Origin of the sequence: Ruegeria sp. HKCCA5426 (assembly GCF_013034585.1) — a bacterium.
Lineage (GTDB): Bacteria > Pseudomonadota > Alphaproteobacteria > Rhodobacterales > Rhodobacteraceae > Ruegeria.
In genome coordinates this window covers 75,726-100,170 of record NZ_WQGH01000001.1, presented here as the reverse complement: position 1 = coordinate 100,170, position 24,445 = coordinate 75,726, and the positions used below count along the sequence as shown (strand labels likewise).

The window sequence follows — 24,445 nt, the reverse complement described above, 5'->3', positions numbered from 1 at the left end:
TTCTTACTCCTCCGACGCCAAATCTTCGATCAGCCGAAACCGTTCGCAGAGCAATTCCATCTCTGGGTCAAATCCACCGTTGCGCTCAAAGTATCGACTGTGATCCTCCCGCCATCCTTCAAGCGTTTCGTTCTCGCCCTCGGCCAAGGCAAACGCTTCGGTCATGTCACAGAACCGGCTGACCGTAACCTCAAGCGTCTCGATCACCAAAGCTGGACGACCATCCCACTCCAGAGCAATATCGCGCCGCCCGACCACTGGGGTCTCTGCGCTGCCTTCGGGATAGTCACGCAACGCGCCACAGGTTGCTGTTTTCCGCCCTGCACGAACCAACCCCAACAGTTCAGCGCTCATCGACGCGCTGTCACCGAACTTGAAGGTTTGCGCGCCGGGATAACGAGTCAAAACGTCCTTTAAGGTCATGATGATCACATCCTGAACACGCCAAAACGTGTCTCTTCGATCGGGGCGTTCAAGGCGGCGCTTAGCGACAGGGCCAGCACATCGCGCGATTTGCGCGGGTCGATGATGCCGTCATCCCAAAGCCGCGCCGAAGCATAAAGCGGGTGCGACTGCTCCTCGAACATATCCAGCGTCGGGCGCTTGAATTCGGCTTCTTCCTCGGCCGACCACGTGCCGCCCTGCCGCTCGATCCCGTCGCGTTTCACGGTGGCCAGAACACCTGCCGCCTGCTCACCCCCCATCACCGAGATGCGCGAGTTCGGCCAGGTCCACAGGAACCGAGGCTGATAGGCGCGACCCGCCATGCCGTAGTTTCCCGCGCCGAACGAGCCGCCCACCAGCATCGTGATCTTGGGCACCGAGGTCGTCGCCACAGCCGTCACCATCTTGGCCCCGTGGCGTGCAATCCCCTCGTTTTCATATTTCCGACCGACCATGAACCCGGTGATGTTCTGCAAGAACACAAGCGGCGTTTTGCGCTGCGAACACAGTTCGACAAAATGCGCCCCCTTCTGTGCGGCTTCGGAAAACAGCACGCCATTATTGGCGATGATCCCAACCGGGCAGCCTTTGACATGAGCAAAGCCCGTCACCAGCGTTTCCCCGAACCGAGGCTTGAACTCATCGAAGCGCGACCCGTCGACCAGACGCGCAATCACTTCTCGGATATCATAAGGTGTACGCAGGTCGGCGGGGACGACACCCAGAATTTCCTCAGGATCATAAGCCGGGTCTTCCGGTGCCTCGAACCGTAGGCCAGGCTTCAGTCCGGCACCGCCTAACGACCCCACTGCCCGCCGCGCCAAAGCCAATGCGTGCGCGTCATCTTCGGCCAGATAATCCGCCACACCGGACAGGCGCGTATGCACATCGCCGCCGCCCAAGTCTTCGGCGCTGACCACCTCGCCCGTGGCGGCCTTGACCAGAGGCGGTCCGGCCAGAAAGATCGTCCCCTGTTCCTTGACGATAATCGTCACATCCGACATCGCGGGCACATAGGCCCCACCCGCCGTGCATGACCCCATCACAACCGCGATCTGAGCAATGCCCTTGGCGCTCATCCGCGCCTGATTATAGAAAATACGGCCAAAATGGTCTCGGTCGGGAAAGACCTCATCCTGATTGGGCAGGTTCGCACCTCCGCTATCGACCAAATAGATGCAGGGCAGATGGTTTTCCTCGGCAATCTCCTGCGCCCTCAGGTGTTTTTTGACCGACATCGGATAGTATGTACCGCCCTTCACAGTGGCATCGTTGCACACCACCATGACCTCGCGCCCCTGCACCCGGCCAATCCCCGCGATCACCCCGGCACAAGGCGCGGCGTCACCATACATCCCATGCGCCGCCGTCGCGCCGATCTCCAGAAACGGAGACCCTGCGTCCAGCAAATTCGCCACCCTGCGCCGAGGCAGCATCTTGCCCCGAGACATATGCCGCGCGCGGGATTTTTCACCGCCGCCCATGCGGGCCGCTTCGGCGGCTTCGGAGATCTGTGCCAGCGCGTCCAGATGAGCGCTGCGGTTTGCCTTGAAACCCTCAGAGGCGGGCATGGCTTTGGATGTGAGTTTCATTTACGTTGTCTCCAATTCCAACTTCGCACGACGCTTCAATTCCTTCCGGATCACCTTCCCCGTCACCGTCATCGGCAATTCCTCCAGAAACGCCACCTCGCGCGGGTAGGAATATTGCGCCAGACGGGCCTTTACCCACTCCTGCAACTCCGTGCCCGTCGTCTCAGCCCCCGGTTTCAACACCACATACGCCTTGACAATCTCGGTCCGCAGCGGGTCGGGTTTGCCGACCACGCCCACGGTCGCCACCGCAGGGTGAGTCAGCAGGCAATCCTCGATTTCGGCGGGGCCGATGCGGTATCCGGCAGAGGTGATCACGTCGTCATCTCGCCCCACGAACCGCAGATAGTCGCCCTCCCATACGCCGCGATCACCGGTGATCAGCCAGTCACCCCGGAATTTCTGCGCAGTCTCCTCGGGCCGGTTCCAGTACTCCAGCAACATCGAGGCCGAGCCGCGCCGGATGGCCACGTCGCCCTCTTCATCCGTCGAGTTGCCAACCTCGTCGATCACCGCCACCTCATGCCCGGGGACCGGTTTGCCGATACAGCCGGGCCGCACCGGGAAATCTTCGGCGCAGGACGACACGACCATGTTACATTCGGTCTGGCCGTAGAATTCGTTGATCGTCAGGCCGAATGCCTGCTGCCCCCAGGCCAGCATCTCGGCCCCCAGCGGCTCGCCGCCCGACGCGACCGAGCGTAGGCCGGGGACGGCCTGACTTGCCGCTTTCAGCATCCGCAACGCGGTGGGGGGAAAGAACACGTTGCGCACTCCGCCGCGCGCGATCACGTCAGCGCAGACTTCTGGGGTAAACTTCTCAAGCCGCGCGGCGACCACCGGGATGCCCAGCGCCAGACCGGGCATCAGCACATCGAACAACCCGCCAATCCATGCCCAGTCGGCAGGGGTCCAAAGGCAATCGCCGTCGCGTAGGTGATTGTGGCTTATGGATACGCCCGGCAGATGCCCCGTCAGAACCCGGTGCCCGTGCAGCGCCCCCTTGGGGCTTCCGGTTGTGCCCGAGGTATAGATCAGCACGGCGGGATCCTCGGGGCCCGTATCAGCAAAGGAAACCGGGTCATCCGAAGGTACAATCCGGTCAACCCGCACCGAGTGTGCCAAAGCGCCCAACAGTTCCTCGCCTTCTGCATCCGTCAAAACTATCTGCGCACCTGCATCCCGAACCCTTGAGGCCAGCGCATCATGTTTGAATAGCTTAAATAGCGGAACCGAGATCGCGCCGATTTTCCAGATCGCCAAATGCGCTGCGGCGCACCATGGCGATTGGCTGAGAAGTACACCCACCCGGTCGCCTCGTTGCACAGATATCAGAAGATGGCGTGCGATACCGTCCGCCATTCGCTGCAAGCGGTCAAAGGTGACGTCGTCCTGCGTACCCCCGGTCAGGTCGCGAATAGCCACGCGATCACCCGGTTGCGACAGACATTGCCGCGCCATGTTCCATCGGTCGGGAATCACCCAGCCACCACCGGGCTGCAATCCGGGTATGCGCCTAGCGGGACACATCGCCGAAACCCTTTGTTTTCATGACATTTCTTTGGCGATGGGCGCGTTGGCCAATCACACGAACTTGATACAGATCAGAGTTGGCAGCGGACCGTTCGTGCAAAACGCCAGCATCAACAAACCTAAAGGCAGTAAAATGACCAACAAACTCGCCGCTCTGACCCTCTCCACCGCGCTTGTCGCACTGGCTGTCCCGGCTTTCGCCCAATCTCAGGGTGATTGGACCGTCGGACTTGGTGTGGGCTATCTCGACCCGAAATCCGACAACGGCACGCTGAGCAATGGCGCCAGCGTCGAGGTTGACTCGGACACGCGCCCGATCTTCACGGTAGAATACTTCGTTCGTGACAACCTTGGCATCGAATTGCTGGCTGCAACGCCCTTCAGCCATGACATTACCCTGGCTGGCAGCATCGACGGCGGGACCGTCAAGCACTTGCCGCCTACACTGTCGCTGAACTATCACTTCCCGACCAACAGCGCGTGGAAGCCTTACGTTGGCGCTGGTATCAACTATACCGTCTTCTTTGACGAAAGCTCGGCTCTGGGCGATCTGGAACTGGATGACTCGGTTGGTGTCTCTCTGCAGGCTGGTCTGGATTACATGGTCACCGAAAAAGGCGCCGTGCGTCTGAACGTGCGCTGGTTCGACATCGACTCTGATGTCAGCCTCGACGGAAACGACCTCGGTACTGCCGAGATTGATCCGTGGCTGGTCGGCGTTTCCTACGTCCATCGCTTCTGATCCTTCGAAGAAACGCCCCGCAGTTCCCTCGTCTGCGGGGCGCTTTTCCATCACTCCATCCCGCTCATCAGTTCCCGGCCGATCAGCATCCGGCGGATTTCACTGGTGCCCGCGCCAATCTCCATCAGCTTGGCATCGCGGAAAATCCGGCTGACAGGAGAATCCGACAGAAACCCGGCCCCGCCCATTGCCTGCACCGCCTGATGCGCCTGCGTCATCGCCGCCTCGGACGCGTAAAGGCAGCACGCCGCCGCATCCTGACGCGTAACATCCCCTCGATCACACGCCTTGGCCACTTCGTACACATAGGCGCGGGCTGAATTCATCGCCGTATACATATCCGCGATCTTTCCCTGCATAAGCTGGAAGCTACCGATGGGTTTCCCGAATTGCTTACGCTCGGCCAGATAGGGCATGATCTCATCCAGACAGGCGGCCATGATGCCGATACCGATTCCGGCAAGCACCACACGCTCATAGTCCAGGCCAGACATTAGAACCGCGACACCCTTCCCTTCTTCGCCAAGCACATTTTCAAACGGCACTTCGACGTCTTCAAAGACCAGCTCGGCCGTATTCGACCCGCGCATCCCCAACTTGTCGAAATGGGGTGAGGTGGAAAAGCCGGTCATCTCTTTCTCGATCAGAAAGGCGGTTATCCCACGCGACCCGGCCTCTGGGTCAGTCTTGGCGTAAACGACCAGAGTATCCGCGTCCGGTCCGTTGGTGATCCAGTATTTGCTGCCGTTCAGACGGTAGTGATCATTGCGCTTCTCGGCCCGCAACTTCATCGACACCACGTCGGACCCTGCCGACGCCTCGGACATCGCCAGTGCTCCCACATGTTCACCCGAAATCAGGCGCGGCAGGTATTTCGCCTTTTGTTCATCCGTTCCATTCAACTTGATCTGATTGACGCACAGGTTCGAGTGGGCGCCATAAGACAGTGATACCGAAGCCGAAGCCCGGGCAACCTCTTCGACGGCGACGGTATGGGCCAGATACGACATGCCCACCCCGCCAAATTCTTCGGGCACCGTTATGCCCAACATCCCCAAATCGCCCATTTCCTTCCAAAGCTCATTGGGAAACGCGTTCGAGGCATCAATCTCGGCGGCCATCGGCTTGACCCGCTCCTGCGCCCAGCGGTGAACCATTTCACGCAGGGCATTCACATCCTCGCCCAGATCAAACTGCATGGTAGCCGCGAACATATGCGATCTCCTCCCTCGCATTAATGAACAGTTGTTCAATAAGTATCAGCGAATCTTTTCCGGGTCAACGACGGCCACGCAGAAACACACCACCGACCCGTCAGGGGTGGTGATGTCAAAGCATCAAGCGTGCGCTTTCAGCGCACTCCTTTGGATTACGATTGGTAGACCGCCCCGACCTCGGCCCGGATGATCCGCGCGATCAGTCGGCAATCATCCATAGAGAATGTCAGCGGCACGCGCATGTCCATGATCCCGGCCAGCACCCGGTCACTGGCGGGCAAAGGCGCGCTGTCGGCGTAGCGCCAGCTATCATAGCGCGAGGTAAACCCGGTAGGCTCGGCCCCGCCGAACCACTTCAACTCGACCCCGCGCGTAGCACAGCGGCGGATCACTTCGGCAATACGCTCGGATGACCAGTCCAACAGCAGGAACTGAATGGACGAGCCCACATAGGTCTCACCCTCGGGCCGCTCGACAATCGTCAAGCCGGGAGTTCCGCGCAGCCCCTTTTCAATCTCGGCATAACGCTCATTCCAACGCGCGACCTGTCTATCCAGATCCCGCAGCTGAGGCCGCAGGATCGCCGCCCGCAGATTATCCATCCGACCCGAAACATTGGGCGTGGTGTACTTGATCCGCTCAAAAACCTCAGGTCCCGGCGCGGCCAGATGGCGTTCGTACAGCATATAGGATCCCGACAGCATCGTGGCCTTGGCCGCCAACTCCTCATCATCTGTGATCAGCAAGCCGCCCTCGCCCGAGTTCACGTGCTTGTAGGTCTGGCAAGAATAACACCCGATGGCCCCCTGCCGCCCCGACAGTTGCCCGCGCCACGCGGCACCCATCGTATGCGCGCAATCCTCGATCACGGTCACACCCGCGGCGTCGCACAACTGCATCAGCCGATCCATGTCACACAGATGCCCGCGCATGTGGCTCAGCATCAGCACCCGCGCCTGATCCAGCTTGACCTCAAGATCGTCCAGATCAATCACCAGCCCCTCAGTCACGCCCACAAACACGGGCTTTGCCCCGACCGAGGCAATCGACCCCGGCACAGGGGCCAGCGTGAAGGCATTGGTCAGAACCGGATCACCGGGCTGCACACCCACTGCACGCAATGCGGTCGCCAGCGCATAGCCGCCCGACGACACGGCCAGACAGTATTTCGCCCCCATCTGCGCGGCAAATTCCTGCTCCAGCAAAGCAGTTTCGCCCAGCTCTCCGGGCGTCACGTTATAGCGATGCAACCGCCCGTGACGCAGAACCGCCAATGCGGCCTCGATCGCTTCGTCGGGGATGGGTTCCTGTTGCGTGAAACTGCCAGTGAATGTCTCGGTCATACGCCCGTTCTGAGGCCGCGAGTGCGCAGCGTCAAGGGCTTACGCCACCGCTCCGATAAGGCTGGTCACAACCTCGGGCAGATCATCGAAGTGATGCAGCAACGCTTCGGGCTCAAGCGCGGCCATATCCGCGCCCGACGGACCAAACGTCACCAACACCGAAGGAACCCCAGCGGCGCGCGCTGTATTGCGGTCAGTATCGGAATCTCCGATCAGCACACAAAGATCGGGATGCCCCCCTGCCCGCCGCGCGGCCTCGCGCAGAGGTTCGGGATCGGGCTTACGAACCGGCAGGGTGTCGGCCCCCACCAATGATGCGAACTGCTCCCGCACGCCCATCTGGGTCAGCAACTGATCGGCAAGAGCTTCAGGCTTGTTCGTGCAAATCCCCACGCCGTACCCCGCGACCTTCAATGCCTCAACCGCATCAATTGCACCTGGGTAGAAATGCGTATGGGTATCAATGGCCTGCGCATATGCGTCCAGCAGCATTGGATAATATACCTGAATCGCCTGTTCATCATAAGCCCCGACACGCTTCAATCCGTGCGTCAGCATCATCCGGCCACCCCGCAGCGCGACCGCAGCATCCTGCCCGTGAACCAGAACATCCCCGTGCCCCATATGGCGGAAACAGTGGTTCGCGGCTTCAAGCAAATCACCCGAGGTATCGGCCAATGTCCCGTCCAGATCGAAGATAACCGTTCGCATCGCGCCTCCTGCTTCGGCGGTTTTTCGCCGTATCCTGTTGCAAACGGCAATCTTGTTTGATGGCTGAACCGCTTGCGCCTTTGCCCTCAGCGGATAAAACGGACCGCAACAAAACACAAAGAGAAAACGATTTCATGAGCACCGCCCTTGTCATCCTTGCCGCAGGTAAAGGCACCAGGATGAATTCGGACATCCCCAAGGTCCTTCATCCAATTGCCCAGACACCGATGCTGGTTCACACCATGCGCGCCGGATCGGTTCTATCGCCCGAGCGCACCGTGATCGTCACCGGGCACGGGTCCGAGGCTGTGGCGAAAGTGGCGACCGCCGAAGACGAAACAGCCCGGATCGCGGAGCAGACCGAACAGTTGGGCACCGCTCATGCCGTCGCTCAGGCACGCGCTGCGCTGGAGGGGTTTAAGGGCGACGTGGTGGTTTTGTATGGCGACACTCCGTTCCTTCAACCCGAGACACTGGAACGGATGATCGAGGCGCGCGCGCAAAACGATCTGGTTATCCTCGGGTTCGAAGCCGCCGATCCCGCGCGCTATGGTCGCTTGGTCATGAACGAAGATCATCTTGAGCGGATTGTCGAATTCAAGGATGCTTCAGATGAGGAACGCGCGATAACCTTCTGTAATTCAGGTCTTTTGGCGTGCGACACAGAGGTGTTGTTCTCCCTGATCGACGCGGTGGGTAACGGCAATGCGGCCGAGGAATACTACCTGACCGACGTCGTGGAAATCGCCCGCAGCCGTGACCTGAAAGTCACCGCAATTGCCTGCGACGAGGCCGAGACGCTGGGGGTCAACTCGCGCGCTGATCTTGCCGCTGCCGACGCTGTATTCCAAACCCGCGCGCGGTCAGAACTGCTGGGCCTTGGCGTGACTTTGATGGCCCCTGAGACCGTTTATCTTGCCGCTGACACGATCATCGGACGCGACACGGTTATCGAACCGAATGTGGTATTCGGCCCCGGCGTCACGGTCGAAAGCGGTGCGACGATCCGGGCGTTTTCGCATCTTGAGGGCTGTCACGTTAGCCGAGGCTCTGTCATCGGCCCCTATGCCCGCCTGCGCCCCGGCGCGGAACTGGCCGAGAACACACGCATCGGGAATTTCGTCGAAATCAAGAATGCCGAGATCGCCGAAGGCGCGAAGGTCAATCACCTTAGCTATATCGGGGATGCCTCCGTTGGCGCGGATTCGAATATCGGGGCGGGTACGATCACCTGTAATTATGACGGGGTGATGAAGCACAAGACCACGATAGGTGAAAATGTCTTCATCGGATCGAACACCATGCTTGTTGCACCCGTGACCGTGGGCGACGGAGCCATGACAGCGACCGGCACCGTGGTCACGCGCGACGTCGAGCCCGACGCTCTGGCTGTGGCGCGCGCCAAGCAGGACAACAAACCCGGCTATGCGCGCAAATTGTTTGAGATGCTCAAGGCGAAGAAGGCTCGCCGCGATAAAGGAGCCTGACCTATGTGTGGAATTGTAGGCGTTCTGGGGCAGCACGAAGTCGCCCCCATTCTGGTTGAGGCGTTGAAACGTCTGGAATATCGCGGCTATGACAGCGCCGGGATTGCAACGGTGAACGGCGGTGACCTGGGGCGTCGCCGGGCCGTGGGAAAGCTGGTGAACCTCAGCGATCTGCTGGTGCATGATCCCCTGCCCGGCAAATCCGGCATCGGCCATACACGCTGGGCCACCCATGGCGCACCTTCTGTGACGAACGCGCATCCGCATCAGGCGGGTCCAGTGGCCGTGGTGCATAATGGCATCGTCGAAAACTATCGCGATCTGCGTACAGAGCTGGCCGAACATGGCGTAGGCTTCATGACCGAAACCGACACCGAAACTGTCGCGCTGATGGCCGAGCACTACCTGTCAACGGGGCTTTCCCCGGTTGAGGCGGCCTTTAAAACAATCGACCGGTTGGAAGGCGCATTTGCTCTGGCATTTCTGTTTGAAGGGCAAGAGGACCTGATCATCGCCGCGCGCAAGGGATCGCCGCTGGCGATCGGGCATGGGGATGATGAGATGTTCGTCGGTTCGGACGCCATTGCGCTGGCACCGCTGACGGACCGCATCACCTATCTTGAAGAAGGCGACCGGGCGGTGCTGACCCGTACCACGTTGGAAATTCGTAACGAAGCGGGCGATCTCGTCAACCGTGACGTTCGCCAGATCAAGCTGGACACTGCGCGTACTGACAAAGGCGGGCACAAGCACTATATGGCCAAGGAAATTGCAGAACAGCCAGTGGTCGTGGCCGAAGCAATCCGTTCATATTTGCCCACCGGCGGTGATGAGGTTGCCCTGCCCGCAGAACTGGACTTTACCAAGCTCGACCGTTTGACGATGGTTGCGTGCGGCACCGCCTTTTATGCCTGTTTGACCGCCAAGTACTGGTTCGAGAAACTGGCCGAAATGCCGGTTGAGGTCGATATCGCCAGTGAATTCCGGTACCGGGAACCTCCGATCAGTGACCGGACCGCGGCGCTGTTCGTTAGTCAGTCCGGTGAAACGGCCGATACGTTGGCGGCCCTAAGGTACTGTGAAGGCAAGGCGGACAAGATCGTTTCGGTGGTCAATGTCCCCGAAAGCTCAATCGCGCGCGAAAGCGACGTGGCACTGCCCATTCATGCCGGGGTCGAGATCGGAGTGGCCTCGACCAAGGCCTTTACATGCCAATTGAGCGTGTTGCTGATGCTTGCACTAAAAGCCGCCTCGGATCGCGGGACGTTGACGGCAGAAGAACTGGCCGACCACGCCGCCGCATTGCGCGGCTTGCCTGCGGTGCTCAACGTCGCGTTAGAGCAGAACGACGCGATCCGCGCGTCTGCCCAACGACTGTCCGAGGCACGGGACGTTTTGTTTTTGGGGCGCGGCCTGATGTATCCGCTGGCCATGGAAGGCGCACTAAAGCTAAAGGAAATCAGCTATATACACGCCGAAGGTTACGCGTCTGGCGAGCTGAAACACGGCCCAATCGCCCTGATCGACAAACATATGCCGGTGGTTGTGATGGCACCGCGTGACGCGGTTTTCGACAAAACCATATCGAACATGCAAGAAGTGATGGCACGCAAAGGCAAGGTCATTCTGATATCAGATGGCGACGGGATCGCCGAGGCTGAGGACGGCGTCTGGAGCACGATCCGCATGCCACTTGTTCACGAAAGCCTCGCCCCGATCCTCTATTCGGTTCCTGCGCAGTTGCTGGCGTATCACACGGCTGTCGCCAAGGGCACAGACGTGGACCAGCCACGCAATCTGGCGAAATCTGTTACTGTGGAGTAGCGATCCGTGGACGCCTATCTGGATCAGATCAAAGAACATGCCGATCCCGAGCGCGCCACGCAGATGGCGGCCTATCACAAGGCCGCCCGTCCTTATTTAGGGGTCGCAAACCCTATCTTGAACGACCTGACAAAAGCGTGGCGGCGAGACCTTGACGTGGCCTCTCGGGTCCAATTGGCCGATGACCTGTGGCAGACAAACATTCATGAGGCACGCTTAGCCGCCGCCAAATTGCTGACACAGGCGCGCATTCGGCCGGATGATGCGGCTTGGGAAGTACTGCAAAGCTGGTTGCCGGATTTCGATGCCTGGGCCGTTGCGGACCACGCGTGCATGGCCATGCAAAAGCGGCTGTCAGCCGACCCAGAAAGGCTGGATCAGGTCGGAGGCTGGACATCCTCAGACCACATGTGGACACGTCGCGCGGCATTGGTGGCAACCCTACCATGGACCAAGCAAAACCACCCCAAGCCGGATGATCTGGACCGCCGGGATCGTATTTTGACCTGGGCCGCAGGATATGTCCCCGACCGTGATTGGTTTATCCAGAAGGCCATCGCATGGTGGTTGCGCGAGCTTTCCAAGCACGACCCATCCCGTGTTGTCGCGTTCCTACAAACATATGGGGATGCAATGAAACCCTTTGCGCGCAAAGAGGCCGGAAAGTACCTGAAGGATCAGTTTGAGTAGACCTCAAGCTCGACCAATTCATCGAAAGGCAGCAGCAATGCCCGCATCGCGTCCAACGACAAACGGCTGCCCCCGCCTTCCGGCCCAGAAGCAGGCACCAGCGTAATGTAGGCCTGAGCGCCAGTTCTTGGAACGACCACCCGCCCGGTGAATTCGGTGTCGACCAGCGGTGTTTCCAACCAGCGCCCCGGTGTTGTGGGGTCACCAAGACTGGCCACAGTGGTTTTCGGACCAACCCAACTTGGGGCAGCCACAGCAACAGGTTCGGGGTCAGCTACGTCAGCGACTTCTACTGCTTCGGGCTCGGCTTGAGCCTTCTCACCGTCGCCGCCAAAGACGCGATCTGTCGTGGACCGGACGATGTCGCATCCCGCAACAACTGCAAACAAAACAATAAATGCAATCCTCATACTGGTAATCTACCGTTCCAACGGCCTCTGATCTAGACCAAAGCACAGTTCGCCCTTGTCGCAGCGGGGTCACCGCTTTACCTATGGTGCATGACTGCTGCTCCACTAATCGACCCGTTTGCCCGTGCAATCACCTACTTGCGTGTTTCCGTCACGGACCGCTGCGACTTTCGCTGTGTTTATTGTATGTCCGAAGACATGAAGTTCCTGCCCAAAAAGGACCTTCTGACTTTGGAAGAACTGGACCGGATGTGTTCGACCTTCATCAACATGGGCGTCGAAAAGCTGCGCATCACAGGGGGTGAACCTTTGGTGCGCCGGAACATCATGGCGTTCTTCAACGCGATGACACGCCATCTGGAAAGCGGGGCGCTTAAGGAGCTGACCCTTACAACCAACGGATCGCAACTTCATCGTTTCGCAGACGACCTCTACGCAGCCGGCGTGCGCCGCGTGAATATCTCGCTGGATACGCTGGACGAGGACAAATTCGCCCAGATCACACGCTGGGGACGCCTTAAACAGGTCTTAAAAGGCATTGACGCAGCTCAGAAAGCCGGGCTGCGCATCAAGATCAATGCCGTTGCCCTGAAGGGTTTCAACGAAGAGGAACTTCCCCAAATCACGCGGTGGTGCGCCGAGCGTGACATGGATCTAACCTGGATCGAAGTCATGCCCATGGGTGATATCGGCAATGAAGACCGCCTTGATCAGTACTGGTCGCTGAAGGACGTGCGCAAAGAGTATGAAAACCACTACACAGTCTCTGATTTGGCCGAGCGCACGGGCGGACCGGCGCGCTATGTACGGCTAGAGGAAACCGGACAGAAAATCGGGTTCATTACACCGCTGTCCCACAATTTCTGCGAAAGCTGCAACCGTGTACGCCTGACCTGCACCGGTGAATTGTATATGTGCCTTGGTCAGGAAGACATGGCCGACTTGCGCAGCTCACTTCGGGATCATCCCAACACCGAAGAGCCGCTGGAACACGCGATCCGCGCGGCCATCAATCTGAAACCCAAGGGCCACGATTTCGACTATTCCCGCCAGTCCGTCGACGGAAAGATGAGCCGTCACATGAGTCACACAGGCGGCTGACATGCCCGATCATTCAGAACGGCCGACGCTGCTATACACCCTGTATTGCGGCCTGACCGGCGTTGCCGCGCCAATCGTTTGGCAGACGGTTCGAAAGAAACTACAGGCCGCTGATGTCCCGGTTGAGCGTCAACACGAACGGCTGGGCCATGCAAGCCTGCCGCGACCAAATGGCCAACTGATCTGGTTTCATGCGGCAAGCGTCGGCGAAACCCTGTCCGTCATCACCCTGATCAAACGCCTGGGTCAGCGCTTGCCCCAGGCCGAGTTCCTCATAACGTCCGGCACACCGACCTCAGCCGCGTTGATCGCAAAGCGGATGCCCCCGCGCACGCGCCACCAATTCCCACCGCTTGACACGTCCGGACCCGTTCAGCGCTTCCTGACCCATTGGCGACCGGACGCTGGTATTTTCGTCGAAAGCGAAATCTGGCCCCGGCTCATCGTTGAAAGTGCAGATCGCAAGATCCCGCTGGCCTTACTGAACGCCCGCCTCTCAGACAAATCTGTCGAGGGATGGAAAAAGCGACCAGCAACCGCACGTTTCATTCTGGATAAGTTCAGTCTGTTCCTGACCCAAAATGACAAGGCGGCCGAAAACTTGCGCCAAATGGGAGCTGCACCCGAACGGGTTCAATCAGGCACCAACCTCAAGGCTATGTCCGACCCCCTGCCTGTTGACCAGAACACAGTATCGCAAATCCAAAACCAGATTTCAGGCCGCCCCGTGTGGATCGCCAGTTCCACCCATCAGGGCGAGGAAGACGCCGTTCTTGCCGCACATGCACAGTTGCTCAAACAACGCCCCGACTTGCTATTGCTTCTGATCCCCCGCCACCCGGAACGCCGGGACGAAGTTCACGCCCTTATCAAACAAACCGGACTAACGGCCGCGTTTCGGTCCTCTGACCAAGCAATCACGGACACAACACAAATCTACGTGGCAGACACTTTAGGGGAAACCGGCACGTGGTACGCAATCTGCCCCATCGTGTTCCTTGGCGGCTCATTGAAGGAAATCGGAGGACACAATCCCTTCGAACCCGCACAAGCCGGCGCTGCAGTCATCACCGGGCCCGGCTATTACAATTTCGCTGAAACATTCGCGCCCCTGATCGAAACCGGAGGTGCGGTGGAAATAAACTCTGCCCTGCAACTGGCAGCTATCGTTGACAAATGGCTATCTGACCCAAGCGCACTGAATTCAGCACGGGCAGCCTCGAAATCCTGCGTCAATACGCAGAAATCGGCCCTGAATGATGTCGTCGAAACCCTATGTACCAGGCTTGATCTACGGCATCAGGATCCCTCTTCATCTGGCTAAAAATATCCCGGGGGTTTGGGGGCAGCGCCCCCACCCACGCTGCCATTCACGCAGCGGGCATTCGCTGTTCAACAATCTCTGCCCACCAACTGCAACCGGCAGGAATCGCCTCATCGTTGAAATTGTATTCCGGGTGATGCACAGCCGCTGAATCGCCGTTTCCAACCAGAATATAAGCCCCCGGTCGCTCCTCCAGCATAAAGGCAAAGTCCTCGCCCCCCATGACCAACGGTGCCTCAGCGCACTCACCGGCCACGGATCGCGCGACATTCGCTGCAAAATCAGTTTGTTCATCGCTGTTCACCATCACGGGATAGCCGCGGTAATACGTTACTTCTGCCGCTCCGCCGAATGTGGCGGCAACCCCGTTGCAAATTTCACCGATCCGCTTTTCAGCCAGCCCCCTCATCGCTTCGCTCATCGTGCGCACCGTACCTTTTAACCTGACCGTCTGCGGGATCACGTTGAAAGCTGTCGAAGACGTTTCAAAAGACGTGACCGACACGACAATCTGATCAATGGGATCAGCATTGCGCGACGCAATGGTTTGCAAGGCCATGACCGCTTGCGCGGCAAGGACAGTCGTATCGACTGTTTCATGTGGCTTGGCCGCGTGGCCCCCTTTACCTTCGAATATGATATCAAACTGGTCGGTCGCTGCAAAAAAGGCACCCGGGCGTATGGCAAAGCTTCCGACCGGACGTCCGGGCCAGTTATGCATCCCATAAACTTCCTGAATGCCCCAGCGGTCCATCATCCCGTCTTCGCACATCTCACGACCACCACCGCCGCCCTCTTCGGCGGGCTGAAAGATGATAACGACAGTGCCATCAAAATTTCGCGTCTCCGAGAGGTATTTCGCCGCCCCCAACAGCATCGCCGTATGACCGTCGTGCCCGCAGGCATGCATGGCGCCCTCGGTCTTGGACGCCTAGTTCAGCCCCGTCGCCTCATGAATCGGCAGCGCGTCCATATCAGCCCGCAATCCGATCACCTTGCCCTTTGTATCGACCTTGCCTTTGATGATGCCCACGACACCCGTGCGCCCGATCCCGGTCACGACCTCGTCACAGCCAAATTCCCTCAGCTTTTCCGCGACCAAAGCACTGGTGCGATGGGTTTCGAACAGAATTTCGGGATTCTGGTGGATATCACGCCGCCACTCGGTGATTTCGTTTTGCAGTTCCGCGAACCGGTTCTTTATCGGCATGTCAACCTCCCGTATTGTTCTTGTTCCCTGCTCTTGGCGGTCAATCCAGCGCAGCAGGTCGTAACGCACCGGACAAGATAACTATCATGATTGCAAGCGGAAGCAGGGCCATAAACGCCAACCGCAATGTAAGCATCTCTGCCAAAAACCCAATAAGCGGAGGCCCAATCAACAACCCGCCATATCCCAATGTGGCCACGCTTGCGATGGCTTGGCCGGGCGGGACATATGGATCGTTGGCCGCTCGGCTGAACGCTAAGGGCATAATGACTGCATAACCGATGCCCATCAGTGCAAAGCCTGCCAGCGCCAATTGGGGCTGCACCGCCGAAACGACGCCCAGAACACCCAATGCCGCGCACACGCCACCAAATCTGGCCGTCGCAACAGGCCCAAACCGGGCGATGACAACGCCTCCGGCCAACCGAAAGGCGACCATGGTGACTGAGAATACAGCGTACCCCAAGGCCGCGATACTCTCGGCTGCGCCCGTCACGTCCCGCAGGAAAATCGCGCTCCAGTCTGCAACCGCGCCCTCGCCCAATGCACCGCACAAGGCTGTGAATCCGACAAGGATCAGTGCCCCGGATGGCAGGGCAAAAACCGCCCCGCCGGGCGAAGCCGCCCTGCGCGACGTCCAGCGCACCCAAGACAAAACCAGCGCCAAACCAACCACGACGCCGCCCGCCAGAAGAAAGTGCTGCATTACAGTCATACCAAGCTGCACGGCACCGTACCCACTCAGCGCACCCAGCCCGGCCCCAAGGCTCCACATCGCGTGAAACGAAGACATGACGGGCTTGTCATAGGCTTGTTCAACTTCAGCAGCCCATGCGTTCATCGCGACGTCCATCGACCCGTGAAACGCCCCGAATATGAATAAAAAGGCCGCCAGCGCCCAAAAACTACCGGCAACAGCCAACAGAACCAGCGAAAGCGTGTAGAGAACCGCGATGACTCGCGTGATGGACACCGCCCCAAACTTATCCGTCAAACGACCGGTTATAGGAAAGGAATAAACGGCCCCAGCCGCCATGAACAGCAAGCCAAGGCCCAAAGCCTCGTGCGTCAGGTCTAGCCTGTCCCTTACCGCGGGGATACGGGACGCCCATATGCCAAACAACGCACCATTCAGGATGAACATGGCGGCTACAGCCCGCCATGCGGCTACGATTCCAATCACCGGTCTACCCTCAGCTCTCCGCCTGCCTCGGTCAGTACTACAGACAAGACACTGAATGGCAAACGAGGTTTACTCCAACCGCCTGCGAATTTGCCGGATCGCGAACCAAACGGTCAGCACAACTGGGATCGTGACAATCGCCGTCAGCATACCTTTGCTTATCCCGGCCTTGGTCAAAGGATACAAAAGGTAGCTGACCAACGAGACCGCATAATAGCTGATGGCAACCACCGACAACCCCTCGACCGTGTGCTGCAAACGCAGGGCCAGATCAGCGCGACGGTCCATACTTTCCAACAGCGCTTGATTCTGCGCACTGCGTTCCACATCCACCCGGGTCCGCAACAGCTCTCCTGCGCGGATGGCCCGATCCGACAGGGCCTGCAAGCGCCGCTCAGTCGACTTCACGGTGCGGATCGCGGGGTCATAGCGCCGCATCATGAAATCGGCAAAGCTCTGACGACCCTCAAACCTCTGCTCGCGCAACACCTCGATGCGTTGATTGACGATGGCTTCATATGCGCCCGTTGCACCGAACCGAAACGAACACCGGGCAGACAATGTCTCCAGCTCAATCGACGTGGCAAGCAGGTCCGGCAAAAGCTCGTCAGGATGGGCCGAATTGTCGGTCATCTGCCCCATCAAATTGGTAAGTTGCGCGTCCAACTCACCAATCCGGGGCGTCAATTGCTTGACGCGGGCAAAACCCAGCATCGACATCGCCTTGTATGTTTCGATCTCGCACAGGCGCTGAATGATCCGCCCCGTCCTACGCCGCCCGGTGCCTTTGTTCACAAACAGCGCAAAGCGCATATGTCCAGCCGGATCAATCCGGAAGTCGCTCGCGCATATGGCCGCATCATCCAATACTCTAGCCACAGCAAGACTTTCCGGTTCGAACCAATCGGCCAAGGCGTCCTTGGCCGCCGCATCGCTTTCCAGGTCCACCACCCGCGTCATGGCCGAGGTAACACGCTGACCCGGACTTGCCATCAACCAGTCCTGTGGAAACACCTCAAAATCGGCAGGATTGAAGGCACGGTCGCTGACATTCTGCGTGATCGCAGTATAAGTCACAAACTCGGTATGCTGCTCCCATTTGAGCCAATGACGGCCAATCTGACCCGCATAATGGGTGGCCTCAGGCTGCGGATGCGGCGCGCCATGGCGATCCAGCAGATTGATCAAATGCACCATATCTTCGTGCCGATCCCGCCCGACAGCTTCAGTAGTTTTCTTTATGGCCAGAAACACCACCGTGCAGGGCGTCGATGCCACCGGAAATGGGCGCGCATGCAGTTCGTTGGCCAGCGCATAGCGCAGCGGATGATCATCGATAGGCGTCATTCTGGGCTCCGGGTCTGACCAGCGCACTATACGACACCTCAAAAATACATCAATTCTCTTTTTATTTCATATGCTTACAAGGATACAACGGTATACAAATCCGCTATCTCATTGATTTGGTTGCCACAGCTCGATCGGGTTGCCCTCGGGGTCGTGAAGTCTGGCGAATTTTCCGACCTCGCTGTCCCATTCGGCCCGAGTCTCCACAGGGATTCCAGCGACCTCAAGCTGCGCGATCATCGCGCCCAAATCGTCCACTCGAAAATTTATCATCCATTGCTGTTCGGTGCGCCCGAAATAATCCGTATCCTGCGCGAATGGCGCAAAGACCGTATACCCGGCACTCTGTTTCCAAGGCAGCGGGTTGAGCTGGTTCACACCAAGATGCTCTTCATACCACCGTCCAAGCGCCTCCGGATCACGAGCGCGAAAGAACACGCCGCCTATGCCATTTACTTTCTGCAAAACCTACCCATTCGCGAATACCTTCTCCCCAAAGATACCACATCTCGCCCGCTTCATCTGGCCAGAAATATCCTGGGGTGTGGGGGGCAAAGCCCCCCATCATTCACCAAAAAGAAAAGGGCGCCCATCGGCGCCCTTTCCAATCTACCTATAAGGATAGATCAGTCGATCATCGGCAGCAGCTTGTCCAACGAAGCCTTCGCGTCGCCATAAAACATGCGCGTGTTCTCTTTGAAGAACAGCGGATTTTCGATGCCCGAATAGCCAGTTCCCTGACCACGTTTGGACACAAACACCTGCTTGGCCTTCCAGCATTCCAGAACCGGCATCCCGGCAATCGGGCTGTTGGGGTCTTCCTGCGCCGCAGGGTTCACGATGTCGTTCGAGCCGATTACGATGGCCACATCCGTTTCCGGGAAGTCCTCGTTGATCTCATCCATTTCCAGAACGATGTCATAAGGCACCTTCGCCTCGGCCAGCAGCACGTTCATGTGACCCGGCAATCGACCCGCAACGGGGTGGATCGCAAAACGCACCTCTTTGCCCTTGGCACGCAGCTTGCGGACCAGTTCGGAAACCGACTGCTGTGCCTGCGCAACCGCCATACCATAACCTGGAATGATGATCACACTGTCAGCGTCATTCAAAGCAGCGGCCACGCCATCGGCGTCAATCGCCACCTGCTCGCCCTCAACTTCCATCTGCGGGCCCGAGGTGCCGCCAAAGCCGCCCAGGATCACGCTGACAAAGTGCCGGTTCATCGCCTTACACATGATGTAGGACAGGATCGCACCCGACGATCCGACCAGCGCACCGACCACGATCAGCAGGTCGTTGCCAAGGCTGAAACCAATCGCTGCCGCAGCCCAACCCGAATACGAGTTTAGCATCGACACAACCACCGGCATATCCGCACCACCAATACCCATGATCAGGTGATAGCCGATGAACAGCGCCGCCAGCGTCATCAGGATCAGCGGGAACAGACCACCCGACGCGGTGTACCAGATCAGACAGATCAGCGAGAGACCCGCCGCCGCCGCGTTCAGCGCATGACCGCCAGGCAGCTTGGTCGCCGCAGATGTCACTTTGCCCGCCAGCTTGCCATAAGCCACGACAGAACCGGTAAAGGTGATCGCACCGATGAAGATACCCAGGAACAGTTCCACATGCAGGATGGTTAGTTCCGCCGCCGTTTTCTTGGCGATCAGCTTGGCAAATGCGCCCAGATCGGACAGGTCCGCCTCTTTCGCGCTGTCAGCAATCGCCATGACCTGCGCAACGTTGCCGATCTCAAAATGCGCGTTGAAACCAACGAACACAGCCGCCAGACCCACCAGCGAGTGCATCGCGGCCACAAGCTGCGGCATCTCGGTCATCTGCACGCGTTTGGCCACGTAGGAACCAATCAGACCGCCACCTGCGATCAGCAACAGCGACAGCAGCCACAGGCCGGAACCCGGACCAACCAGCGTGGCGAAAACCGCCAGCGCCATACCGACAATGCCGTACCAGACAGCGCGTTTGGCGCTTTCCTGGTTCGACAACCCGCCCAGAGACAGGATGAAAAGGACAGCCGCGACAACATAAGCGGCAGTGGTGAAGCCAATCATCTACCCGGCCTCCTTAAGATTTCTGGAACATGGCGAGCATGCGCCGGGTGACAAGAAAGCCGCCGAAGATGTTGATCCCGGCCATAAAGACAGACAACGCCGCCAGCAGAATGACCAGGAACGAACCCGACCCGATCTGCATAAGCGCCCCAACGATAATGATCGACGAGATCGCGTTCGTGATCGCCATCAGCGGGGTGTGCAAGCTGTGTGCCACGCCCCAGATAACCTGGAAGCCCACGAACACGGCCAGCACAAACACGATAAAGTGCTGCATGAAGCTGGCCGGAGCGACCAGACCAACCAGCAGCATCAGCGCGCCGCCGACACCCAGCAGGGTGAACTGCTGTTTGGTCTGCGCCTTGAACGCCGCAATCTCCTGCGCCTTCTTCTCTTCCGGGGTCAGTTCTTTGACCTCGGGCTTTTTCTGCGCCGCGATGGCCTGCACTTTCGGCGGTGGCGGCGGGAAGGTGATCTCACCCTCAAACGTTACGGTCGAGCCGCGGATCACGTCGTCTTCCATGTCGTGATTGATCTGACCGTCCTTCTCGGGCGTCAGGTCCGACATCATGTGACGGATATTGGTCGCATAAAGCGACGAAGACTGCGCCGCCATCCGGCTGGGGAAGTCGGTATAGCCGATGATCGTCACGCCATTGTCGGTCACGATCTTCTCATCCGCGACGGTCAGCTTACAGTTGCCGCCCTTTTCCGCCGCAAGGTCAACGATAACCGAACCCGGCTTCATGCTTTCGACCATATCTTTGGTCCAAAGCTCGGGCGCTTCGCGGTTCGGGATCAGCGCGGTGGTGATCACGATGTCCATTTCAGGGGCCAGTTCACGGAACTTGGCAAGCTGCGCGTTGCGGAATTCTTCGGACTGGACCGACGCATAGCCGCCGGTGGCTGCGCCATCCTGCTGCTGCTCTTCAAAGTCCAGATAAACGAACTCGGCACCCATGGATTCGACCTGCTCGGCCACTTCGGGGCGCACGTCGAACGCATAGGTGATCGCACCCAGCGAGGTCGACGTGCCGATCGCGGCCAGACCGGCCACACCGGCACCAACGATCAGCACCTTCGCAGGCGGGACTTTACCCGCAGCTGTGACCTGACCGGTGAAGAAACGGCCAAAGTTGTTGCCGGCCTCGATCACGGCACGGTAACCCGCGATGTTCGCCATCGAGGACAGTGCATCCATCTTCTGCGCACGCGAAATACGCGGAACCATTTCCATGGCGATCACGTTCGCGCCCTTGGACTTGGCCAGTTCCATCCCTTCTTCATTGCCCGCCGGGTTGAAGAACGAAATCAAGGTCTTGCCCTTGGTCAGGCGCTTCAGCTCAGTTTCATTCGGCTGACGTACCTTGGCAACAATATCCGCCGCCTTCCATAGGGCCGCAGCGGTTTTGACAATCTCAACGCCTGCGGCTTCATAGGCTGCATCCGAGAATCCAGCCGCAGCACCCGCACCGGTTTCAATGGCACAGTCATAGCCCAGTTTTTGAAGCTGAACGGCTGAGTCCGGAGTCATCGCGACCCGGTTTTCACCGTCCATAATCTCTTTTGGTGTTCCTATCTTCACCGGCATTATCCCCCTAATTTTCACTCACATTGAGCGGGTGGTCGGTATTGTTCATCAAGCATCCATGTATCCTGCGCAATATTATTTCGCAAGCGCAGCAATATTAACGTGGTGTCATTTTACGTGAGTCCTCAGATCCATCGGCGCGTGCTACGCTCGTATCGCGCGAAGTCTGCGCGGAACGTTCTGCGCATTCTATCTTCTTCGGGCAGAATAAAACGCCGTTCCAGCAGCCAGACAAAAACAGGTATCAGTGCCAGCGATAAAACTGCATCAAAGCGCAGAAGCAGCCCCGTCAGAATCAGAACGTCACCCAAGTAGATCGGATTGCGGCTGCGTTTGAAAATACCGCTTTGAATCAACGAACTGGGCGTTTCATGCGGGATAACTGTTGTCCGGTGTTTGCGGAACTCGGTAATGGCAAGCAGGATAAGGATAAGCCCGCCTCCGATCAGAATGCCGCTCAGCAAATCCGTAAAGCCACCGTCCAGCGACAATCCCATCGACAGGTATCGGGCCTGTAGCCACGCCAGAACCGCGCAGCCCAACAACCAGACCGGAGGTATGTCAATTTTGCGCATGGTTAAGTAACTTTCTGCTCGGTAGCGAGGCTAAATGTCGCTTTTGCATGATGATCTATCGCTTTCCGACAGGAATCGCAAAATCGCAGAAAGTCGCAGGAAATTTATCTCACCTTTCACCCTCACCGACGCCGATAGACAGACAAGGTCGGATGGGCTAGCCCTTGGTCGACACACAAAGACGAAGGCCCGCCAATGACTGACTTCAAAGCAACCAAGGTTATGTTCGACCTGCCGGATGGCGTGGTGTATCTGGACGGCAATTCGCTGGGCCCCGTACCCAAGGCAGCGACGTCGCGAGTTGCTGAGATGATGACCGAAGAATGGGGTAAGATGCTGATCACCGGCTGGAACAAGGCCGGATGGATGGGGTTTCCGATCGGATTGGGCGATCGCATCGGCCGACTGATCGGAGCAGAGCCCGGCAGCGTTGTAACCGGCGACACATTGTCGATCAAAGTCTATCAGGCAGTGGCATCGGCGCTGGAACTGTGCCCGGATCGCAAGGTCGTGCTGTCGGACAAAGGCAACTTCCCATCCGACCTTTATATGGTGGACGGGCTGCTGCGCTCTTTGGGGCCGGACTATGAATTGCGCGTTGTCGCACCCGAGGATGTGGCTGCGAACATCACCGAGGACGTGGCCGTTTTGATGCTGACCGAAGTCGATTACCGGTCGGGCCGGATGCACGACATGAAGGCGCTGACGGAACTTGCACACGCCAACGGAACCATCACGGTCTGGGATCTGGCCCACTCTGCCGGGGCAATTCCTGTGGACTTGTCTGGCTGCAATGCCGACTTTGCGGTGGGATGCACCTACAAATACCTCAATGGCGGCCCGGGAGCGCCTGCGTTCATCTACGTTGCACCACGCCTGACTGACCGTGTTCGCCCAGCGCTGTCAGGCTGGCTTGGGCATGAGGCCCCCTTTTCCTTCGATCTCGATTATCGCCCTGGCAGCGGGATCGAGAGAATGCGGGTAGGCACCCCTCCGATCATCCAGATGACCGCCCTGTCCGCTGCAATGGATATCTGGGACATGGCTGACATGGCAGACGTGCGCGCCAAGTCCATCGCGCTGACTGAATTGTTTATCAACCGGGTCGAAGCCACCTGCCCCGAGCTGCGCCTTGCCAGTCCGCGCGACGCAAAGCAGCGCGGCAGCCAGGTCTCATTCCGCTTTGAAGAAGGCTATGCGGCTATGCAGGCGCTCATCGCCCGCGGAGTTATCGGAGATTTTCGTGCGCCCGACATCATGCGGTTCGGATTTACGCCGTTATTTATCGACGAGCAGGATGTTGAACGCGCGGTGGACATTCTGGCCGATATTATGGCGAACCGGTTGTGGGACACCCCGGAATACAAGAAACGCCAGCGGGTTACCTGAGCGCAAGCCCAGCTCCGACAATCGTGGCAAAGTTCAAGTTCATGCGGTCGAACTGCTGGTAATCCGTGGCGGCGATCTTGTTACCGCGCAGAGCAGCGCCAATCATTCTGGCCGTTTCTCGCGGGCTGTCGAACAGGCGTATCCGCCCGTTTTCCACCTCGCGTTCAAGCCAGTTCGCGTAAAGCTCCAGCAACCGCGCCTCGCCTTGCGTGACAATGTCAGATGCCATGGAAATACCCGCGTCCAGCAGTTCGAGCCCATGTGCTGAAGACATGATCTCTGCCATCCCGTCCGTCTGAACGCGGATCGCGTTTCCGAAAACCTGTGACACCGGACCGTCCGCATTCAGCGCCTTGGCAACGGCTGCTTTCTTTTCCTCGTAGTGCAGCTCTGTCAGTTTTCGCAGAATGGCTTCTTTGTTCTCGAAGTACAGGTACAAAGCTGGGCGCGACATCCCCGCACCTTTTGCTATGTCATCCATCGAGGTCTTCTTGAATCCATAGGTCGAAAAGACCCGCAGAGCGGATTCAAGGATAGCCCGGGTTTTTTCGTCGAGCGCAAAGTCTCTCATGTGAACCTTTGACATTTTTTGTTTCATTTGTCAGTTGACTGACTGACATCTCGTATTAAATATGTCAGCACGTCAGCAAAGCC

General features: G+C 58.5%; 21 protein-coding genes and 1 pseudogene. 7 read left to right on the top strand and 15 right to left on the bottom strand.

Going from position 1 to position 24,445, the window contains the following annotated elements; all coding sequences use genetic code 11:
• Positions 1–3: 3 nt before the first annotated feature.
• Genes GOV87_RS00470 through GOV87_RS00460 form a run of 3 tightly spaced genes read right to left on the bottom strand, consistent with a single transcriptional unit; the run spans position 4 to position 3,566 of the window.
• Positions 4–423 (bottom strand): ASCH domain-containing protein, encoded by a 420-nt coding sequence (locus GOV87_RS00470; protein WP_171120768.1) that lies wholly within the window; start codon positions 421–423, stop codon positions 4–6.
• 5 nt (positions 424–428) lie between these two features.
• Positions 429–2,036 carry a carboxyl transferase domain-containing protein gene (locus tag GOV87_RS00465; protein ID WP_171210460.1) on the bottom strand — a complete coding sequence of 536 codons (1,608 nt, stop codon included), beginning with the start codon at positions 2,034–2,036 and terminating at the stop codon, positions 429–431.
• A complete protein-coding gene (locus tag GOV87_RS00460) occupies positions 2,037–3,566 on the bottom strand; it encodes an AMP-binding protein (protein ID WP_171210459.1) in 1,530 nt (509 codons plus the stop codon).
• Between the two features lie 136 nt (positions 3,567–3,702).
• On the opposite strand from GOV87_RS00460, the gene GOV87_RS00455 reads away from it, so the two are divergent.
• A complete protein-coding gene (locus tag GOV87_RS00455; RefSeq protein ID WP_171210458.1) occupies positions 3,703–4,311 on the top strand; it encodes an OmpW family protein in 609 nt (202 codons plus the stop codon).
• A 50-nt stretch (positions 4,312–4,361) separates the two neighbouring features.
• Here the strand turns inward: GOV87_RS00455 and GOV87_RS00450 are convergent, their stop codons facing one another.
• The 3 genes from GOV87_RS00450 to GOV87_RS00440 form a co-directional block, all read right to left on the bottom strand.
• On the bottom strand, positions 4,362–5,525 hold the full coding sequence (locus GOV87_RS00450; protein ID WP_171210457.1) for an isovaleryl-CoA dehydrogenase: 1,164 nt from the start codon (positions 5,523–5,525) through the stop codon (positions 4,362–4,364).
• A 155-nt stretch (positions 5,526–5,680) separates the two neighbouring features.
• On the bottom strand, positions 5,681–6,871 hold the full coding sequence (locus tag GOV87_RS00445) for a DegT/DnrJ/EryC1/StrS aminotransferase family protein (RefSeq protein ID WP_171210456.1): 1,191 nt from the start codon (positions 6,869–6,871) through the stop codon (positions 5,681–5,683).
• Between the two features lie 39 nt (positions 6,872–6,910).
• Entirely contained in the window at positions 6,911–7,582 is a 672-nt protein-coding gene (locus GOV87_RS00440) for an HAD-IA family hydrolase (RefSeq protein ID WP_171210455.1), read from the bottom strand.
• Between the two features lie 134 nt (positions 7,583–7,716).
• Between GOV87_RS00440 and glmU the strand changes: the two genes are divergently transcribed.
• From glmU to GOV87_RS00425, 3 genes are read left to right on the top strand one after another with little or no spacing between them, the layout of a single operon-like run.
• Positions 7,717–9,069 (top strand): bifunctional UDP-N-acetylglucosamine diphosphorylase/glucosamine-1-phosphate N-acetyltransferase GlmU, encoded by a 1,353-nt coding sequence (glmU, locus tag GOV87_RS00435; protein ID WP_171210454.1) that lies wholly within the window; start codon positions 7,717–7,719, stop codon positions 9,067–9,069.
• Between the two features lie 3 nt (positions 9,070–9,072).
• Positions 9,073–10,893 (top strand): glutamine--fructose-6-phosphate transaminase (isomerizing), encoded by a 1,821-nt coding sequence (glmS, locus tag GOV87_RS00430; RefSeq protein WP_171210453.1) that lies wholly within the window; start codon positions 9,073–9,075, stop codon positions 10,891–10,893.
• Positions 10,894–10,899: 6 nt separating this feature from the next.
• A complete protein-coding gene (locus GOV87_RS00425) occupies positions 10,900–11,583 on the top strand; it encodes a DNA alkylation repair protein (protein WP_171122589.1) in 684 nt (227 codons plus the stop codon).
• Here the strand turns inward: GOV87_RS00425 and GOV87_RS00420 are convergent.
• Positions 11,571–11,993, bottom strand: coding sequence for a hypothetical protein (locus GOV87_RS00420; protein WP_171210452.1), 423 nt, complete (start codon positions 11,991–11,993; stop codon positions 11,571–11,573). The genes GOV87_RS00425 and GOV87_RS00420 overlap by 13 nt on opposite strands.
• Positions 11,994–12,083: 90 nt before the next feature.
• On the opposite strand from GOV87_RS00420, the gene moaA reads away from it, so the two are divergent.
• Entirely contained in the window at positions 12,084–13,094 is a 1,011-nt protein-coding gene (gene moaA, locus GOV87_RS00415) for a GTP 3',8-cyclase MoaA (protein ID WP_171122585.1), read from the top strand.
• A gap of 1 nt (position 13,095) precedes the next feature.
• The gene (locus GOV87_RS00410) at positions 13,096–14,418 is read left to right on the top strand and encodes a 3-deoxy-D-manno-octulosonic acid transferase (protein WP_171210451.1); all 1,323 of its coding nucleotides are present in this window, start codon (positions 13,096–13,098) and stop codon (positions 14,416–14,418) included.
• Between the two features lie 46 nt (positions 14,419–14,464).
• Here the strand turns inward: GOV87_RS00410 and GOV87_RS00405 are convergent.
• From GOV87_RS00405 to GOV87_RS00375, 7 genes and pseudogenes are all read right to left on the bottom strand, one after another.
• Positions 14,465–15,628 (bottom strand): annotated as a pseudogene (locus GOV87_RS00405) (M20 aminoacylase family protein).
• Between the two features lie 40 nt (positions 15,629–15,668).
• A complete protein-coding gene (locus GOV87_RS00400) occupies positions 15,669–16,811 on the bottom strand; it encodes an MFS transporter (RefSeq protein WP_371813442.1) in 1,143 nt (380 codons plus the stop codon).
• A gap of 69 nt (positions 16,812–16,880) precedes the next feature.
• A complete protein-coding gene (locus tag GOV87_RS00395; RefSeq protein WP_171210450.1) occupies positions 16,881–18,158 on the bottom strand; it encodes a DUF3422 family protein in 1,278 nt (425 codons plus the stop codon).
• 108 nt (positions 18,159–18,266) lie between these two features.
• Positions 18,267–18,623 carry a VOC family protein gene (locus GOV87_RS00390; protein ID WP_171120739.1) on the bottom strand — a complete coding sequence of 119 codons (357 nt, stop codon included), beginning with the start codon at positions 18,621–18,623 and terminating at the stop codon, positions 18,267–18,269.
• A gap of 161 nt (positions 18,624–18,784) precedes the next feature.
• Positions 18,785–20,236, bottom strand: coding sequence for an NAD(P)(+) transhydrogenase (Re/Si-specific) subunit beta (locus GOV87_RS00385; protein ID WP_171122574.1), 1,452 nt, complete (start codon positions 20,234–20,236; stop codon positions 18,785–18,787).
• A 13-nt stretch (positions 20,237–20,249) separates the two neighbouring features.
• Positions 20,250–21,821, bottom strand: a complete 1,572-nt coding sequence (locus GOV87_RS00380; RefSeq protein ID WP_171123554.1) for a Re/Si-specific NAD(P)(+) transhydrogenase subunit alpha — start codon at positions 21,819–21,821, stop codon at positions 20,250–20,252.
• A gap of 131 nt (positions 21,822–21,952) precedes the next feature.
• Positions 21,953–22,402, bottom strand: coding sequence for an isoprenylcysteine carboxylmethyltransferase family protein (locus GOV87_RS00375; protein ID WP_171210449.1), 450 nt, complete (start codon positions 22,400–22,402; stop codon positions 21,953–21,955).
• A 195-nt stretch (positions 22,403–22,597) separates the two neighbouring features.
• On the opposite strand from GOV87_RS00375, the gene kynU reads away from it, so the two are divergent.
• Positions 22,598–23,791 (top strand): kynureninase, encoded by a 1,194-nt coding sequence (gene kynU, locus GOV87_RS00370; protein ID WP_171210448.1) that lies wholly within the window; start codon positions 22,598–22,600, stop codon positions 23,789–23,791.
• Here kynU and GOV87_RS00365 read toward each other — a convergent pair.
• Positions 23,784–24,377, bottom strand: a complete 594-nt coding sequence (locus GOV87_RS00365; protein WP_254447284.1) for a TetR/AcrR family transcriptional regulator — start codon at positions 24,375–24,377, stop codon at positions 23,784–23,786. The genes kynU and GOV87_RS00365 overlap by 8 nt on opposite strands.
• Positions 24,378–24,445 lie beyond the last annotated feature (68 nt).

Coding starts and splice junctions, on each gene's coding strand:
- GOV87_RS00470 (WP_171120768.1), bottom strand. CDS start 423: ATGACCTTAAAGGACGTTTTGACTCGTTATCCCGGCGCGCAAACCTTC.
- GOV87_RS00465 (WP_171210460.1), bottom strand. CDS start 2,036: ATGAAACTCACATCCAAAGCCATGCCCGCCTCTGAGGGTTTCAAGGCA.
- GOV87_RS00460 (WP_171210459.1), bottom strand. CDS start 3,566: ATGTGTCCCGCTAGGCGCATACCCGGATTGCAGCCCGGTGGTGGCTGG.
- GOV87_RS00455 (WP_171210458.1), top strand. CDS start 3,703: ATGACCAACAAACTCGCCGCTCTGACCCTCTCCACCGCGCTTGTCGCA.
- GOV87_RS00450 (WP_171210457.1), bottom strand. CDS start 5,525: ATGTTCGCGGCTACCATGCAGTTTGATCTGGGCGAGGATGTGAATGCC.
- GOV87_RS00445 (WP_171210456.1), bottom strand. CDS start 6,871: ATGACCGAGACATTCACTGGCAGTTTCACGCAACAGGAACCCATCCCC.
- GOV87_RS00440 (WP_171210455.1), bottom strand. CDS start 7,582: ATGCGAACGGTTATCTTCGATCTGGACGGGACATTGGCCGATACCTCG.
- glmU (WP_171210454.1), top strand. CDS start 7,717: ATGAGCACCGCCCTTGTCATCCTTGCCGCAGGTAAAGGCACCAGGATG.
- glmS (WP_171210453.1), top strand. CDS start 9,073: ATGTGTGGAATTGTAGGCGTTCTGGGGCAGCACGAAGTCGCCCCCATT.
- GOV87_RS00420 (WP_171210452.1), bottom strand. CDS start 11,993: ATGAGGATTGCATTTATTGTTTTGTTTGCAGTTGTTGCGGGATGCGAC.
- moaA (WP_171122585.1), top strand. CDS start 12,084: ATGACTGCTGCTCCACTAATCGACCCGTTTGCCCGTGCAATCACCTAC.
- GOV87_RS00410 (WP_171210451.1), top strand. CDS start 13,096: ATGCCCGATCATTCAGAACGGCCGACGCTGCTATACACCCTGTATTGC.
- GOV87_RS00395 (WP_171210450.1), bottom strand. CDS start 18,158: ATGACGCCTATCGATGATCATCCGCTGCGCTATGCGCTGGCCAACGAA.
- GOV87_RS00385 (WP_171122574.1), bottom strand. CDS start 20,236: ATGATTGGCTTCACCACTGCCGCTTATGTTGTCGCGGCTGTCCTTTTC.
- GOV87_RS00375 (WP_171210449.1), bottom strand. CDS start 22,402: ATGCGCAAAATTGACATACCTCCGGTCTGGTTGTTGGGCTGCGCGGTT.
- kynU (WP_171210448.1), top strand. CDS start 22,598: ATGACTGACTTCAAAGCAACCAAGGTTATGTTCGACCTGCCGGATGGC.
- GOV87_RS00365 (WP_254447284.1), bottom strand. CDS start 24,377: ATGTCAAAGGTTCACATGAGAGACTTTGCGCTCGACGAAAAAACCCGG.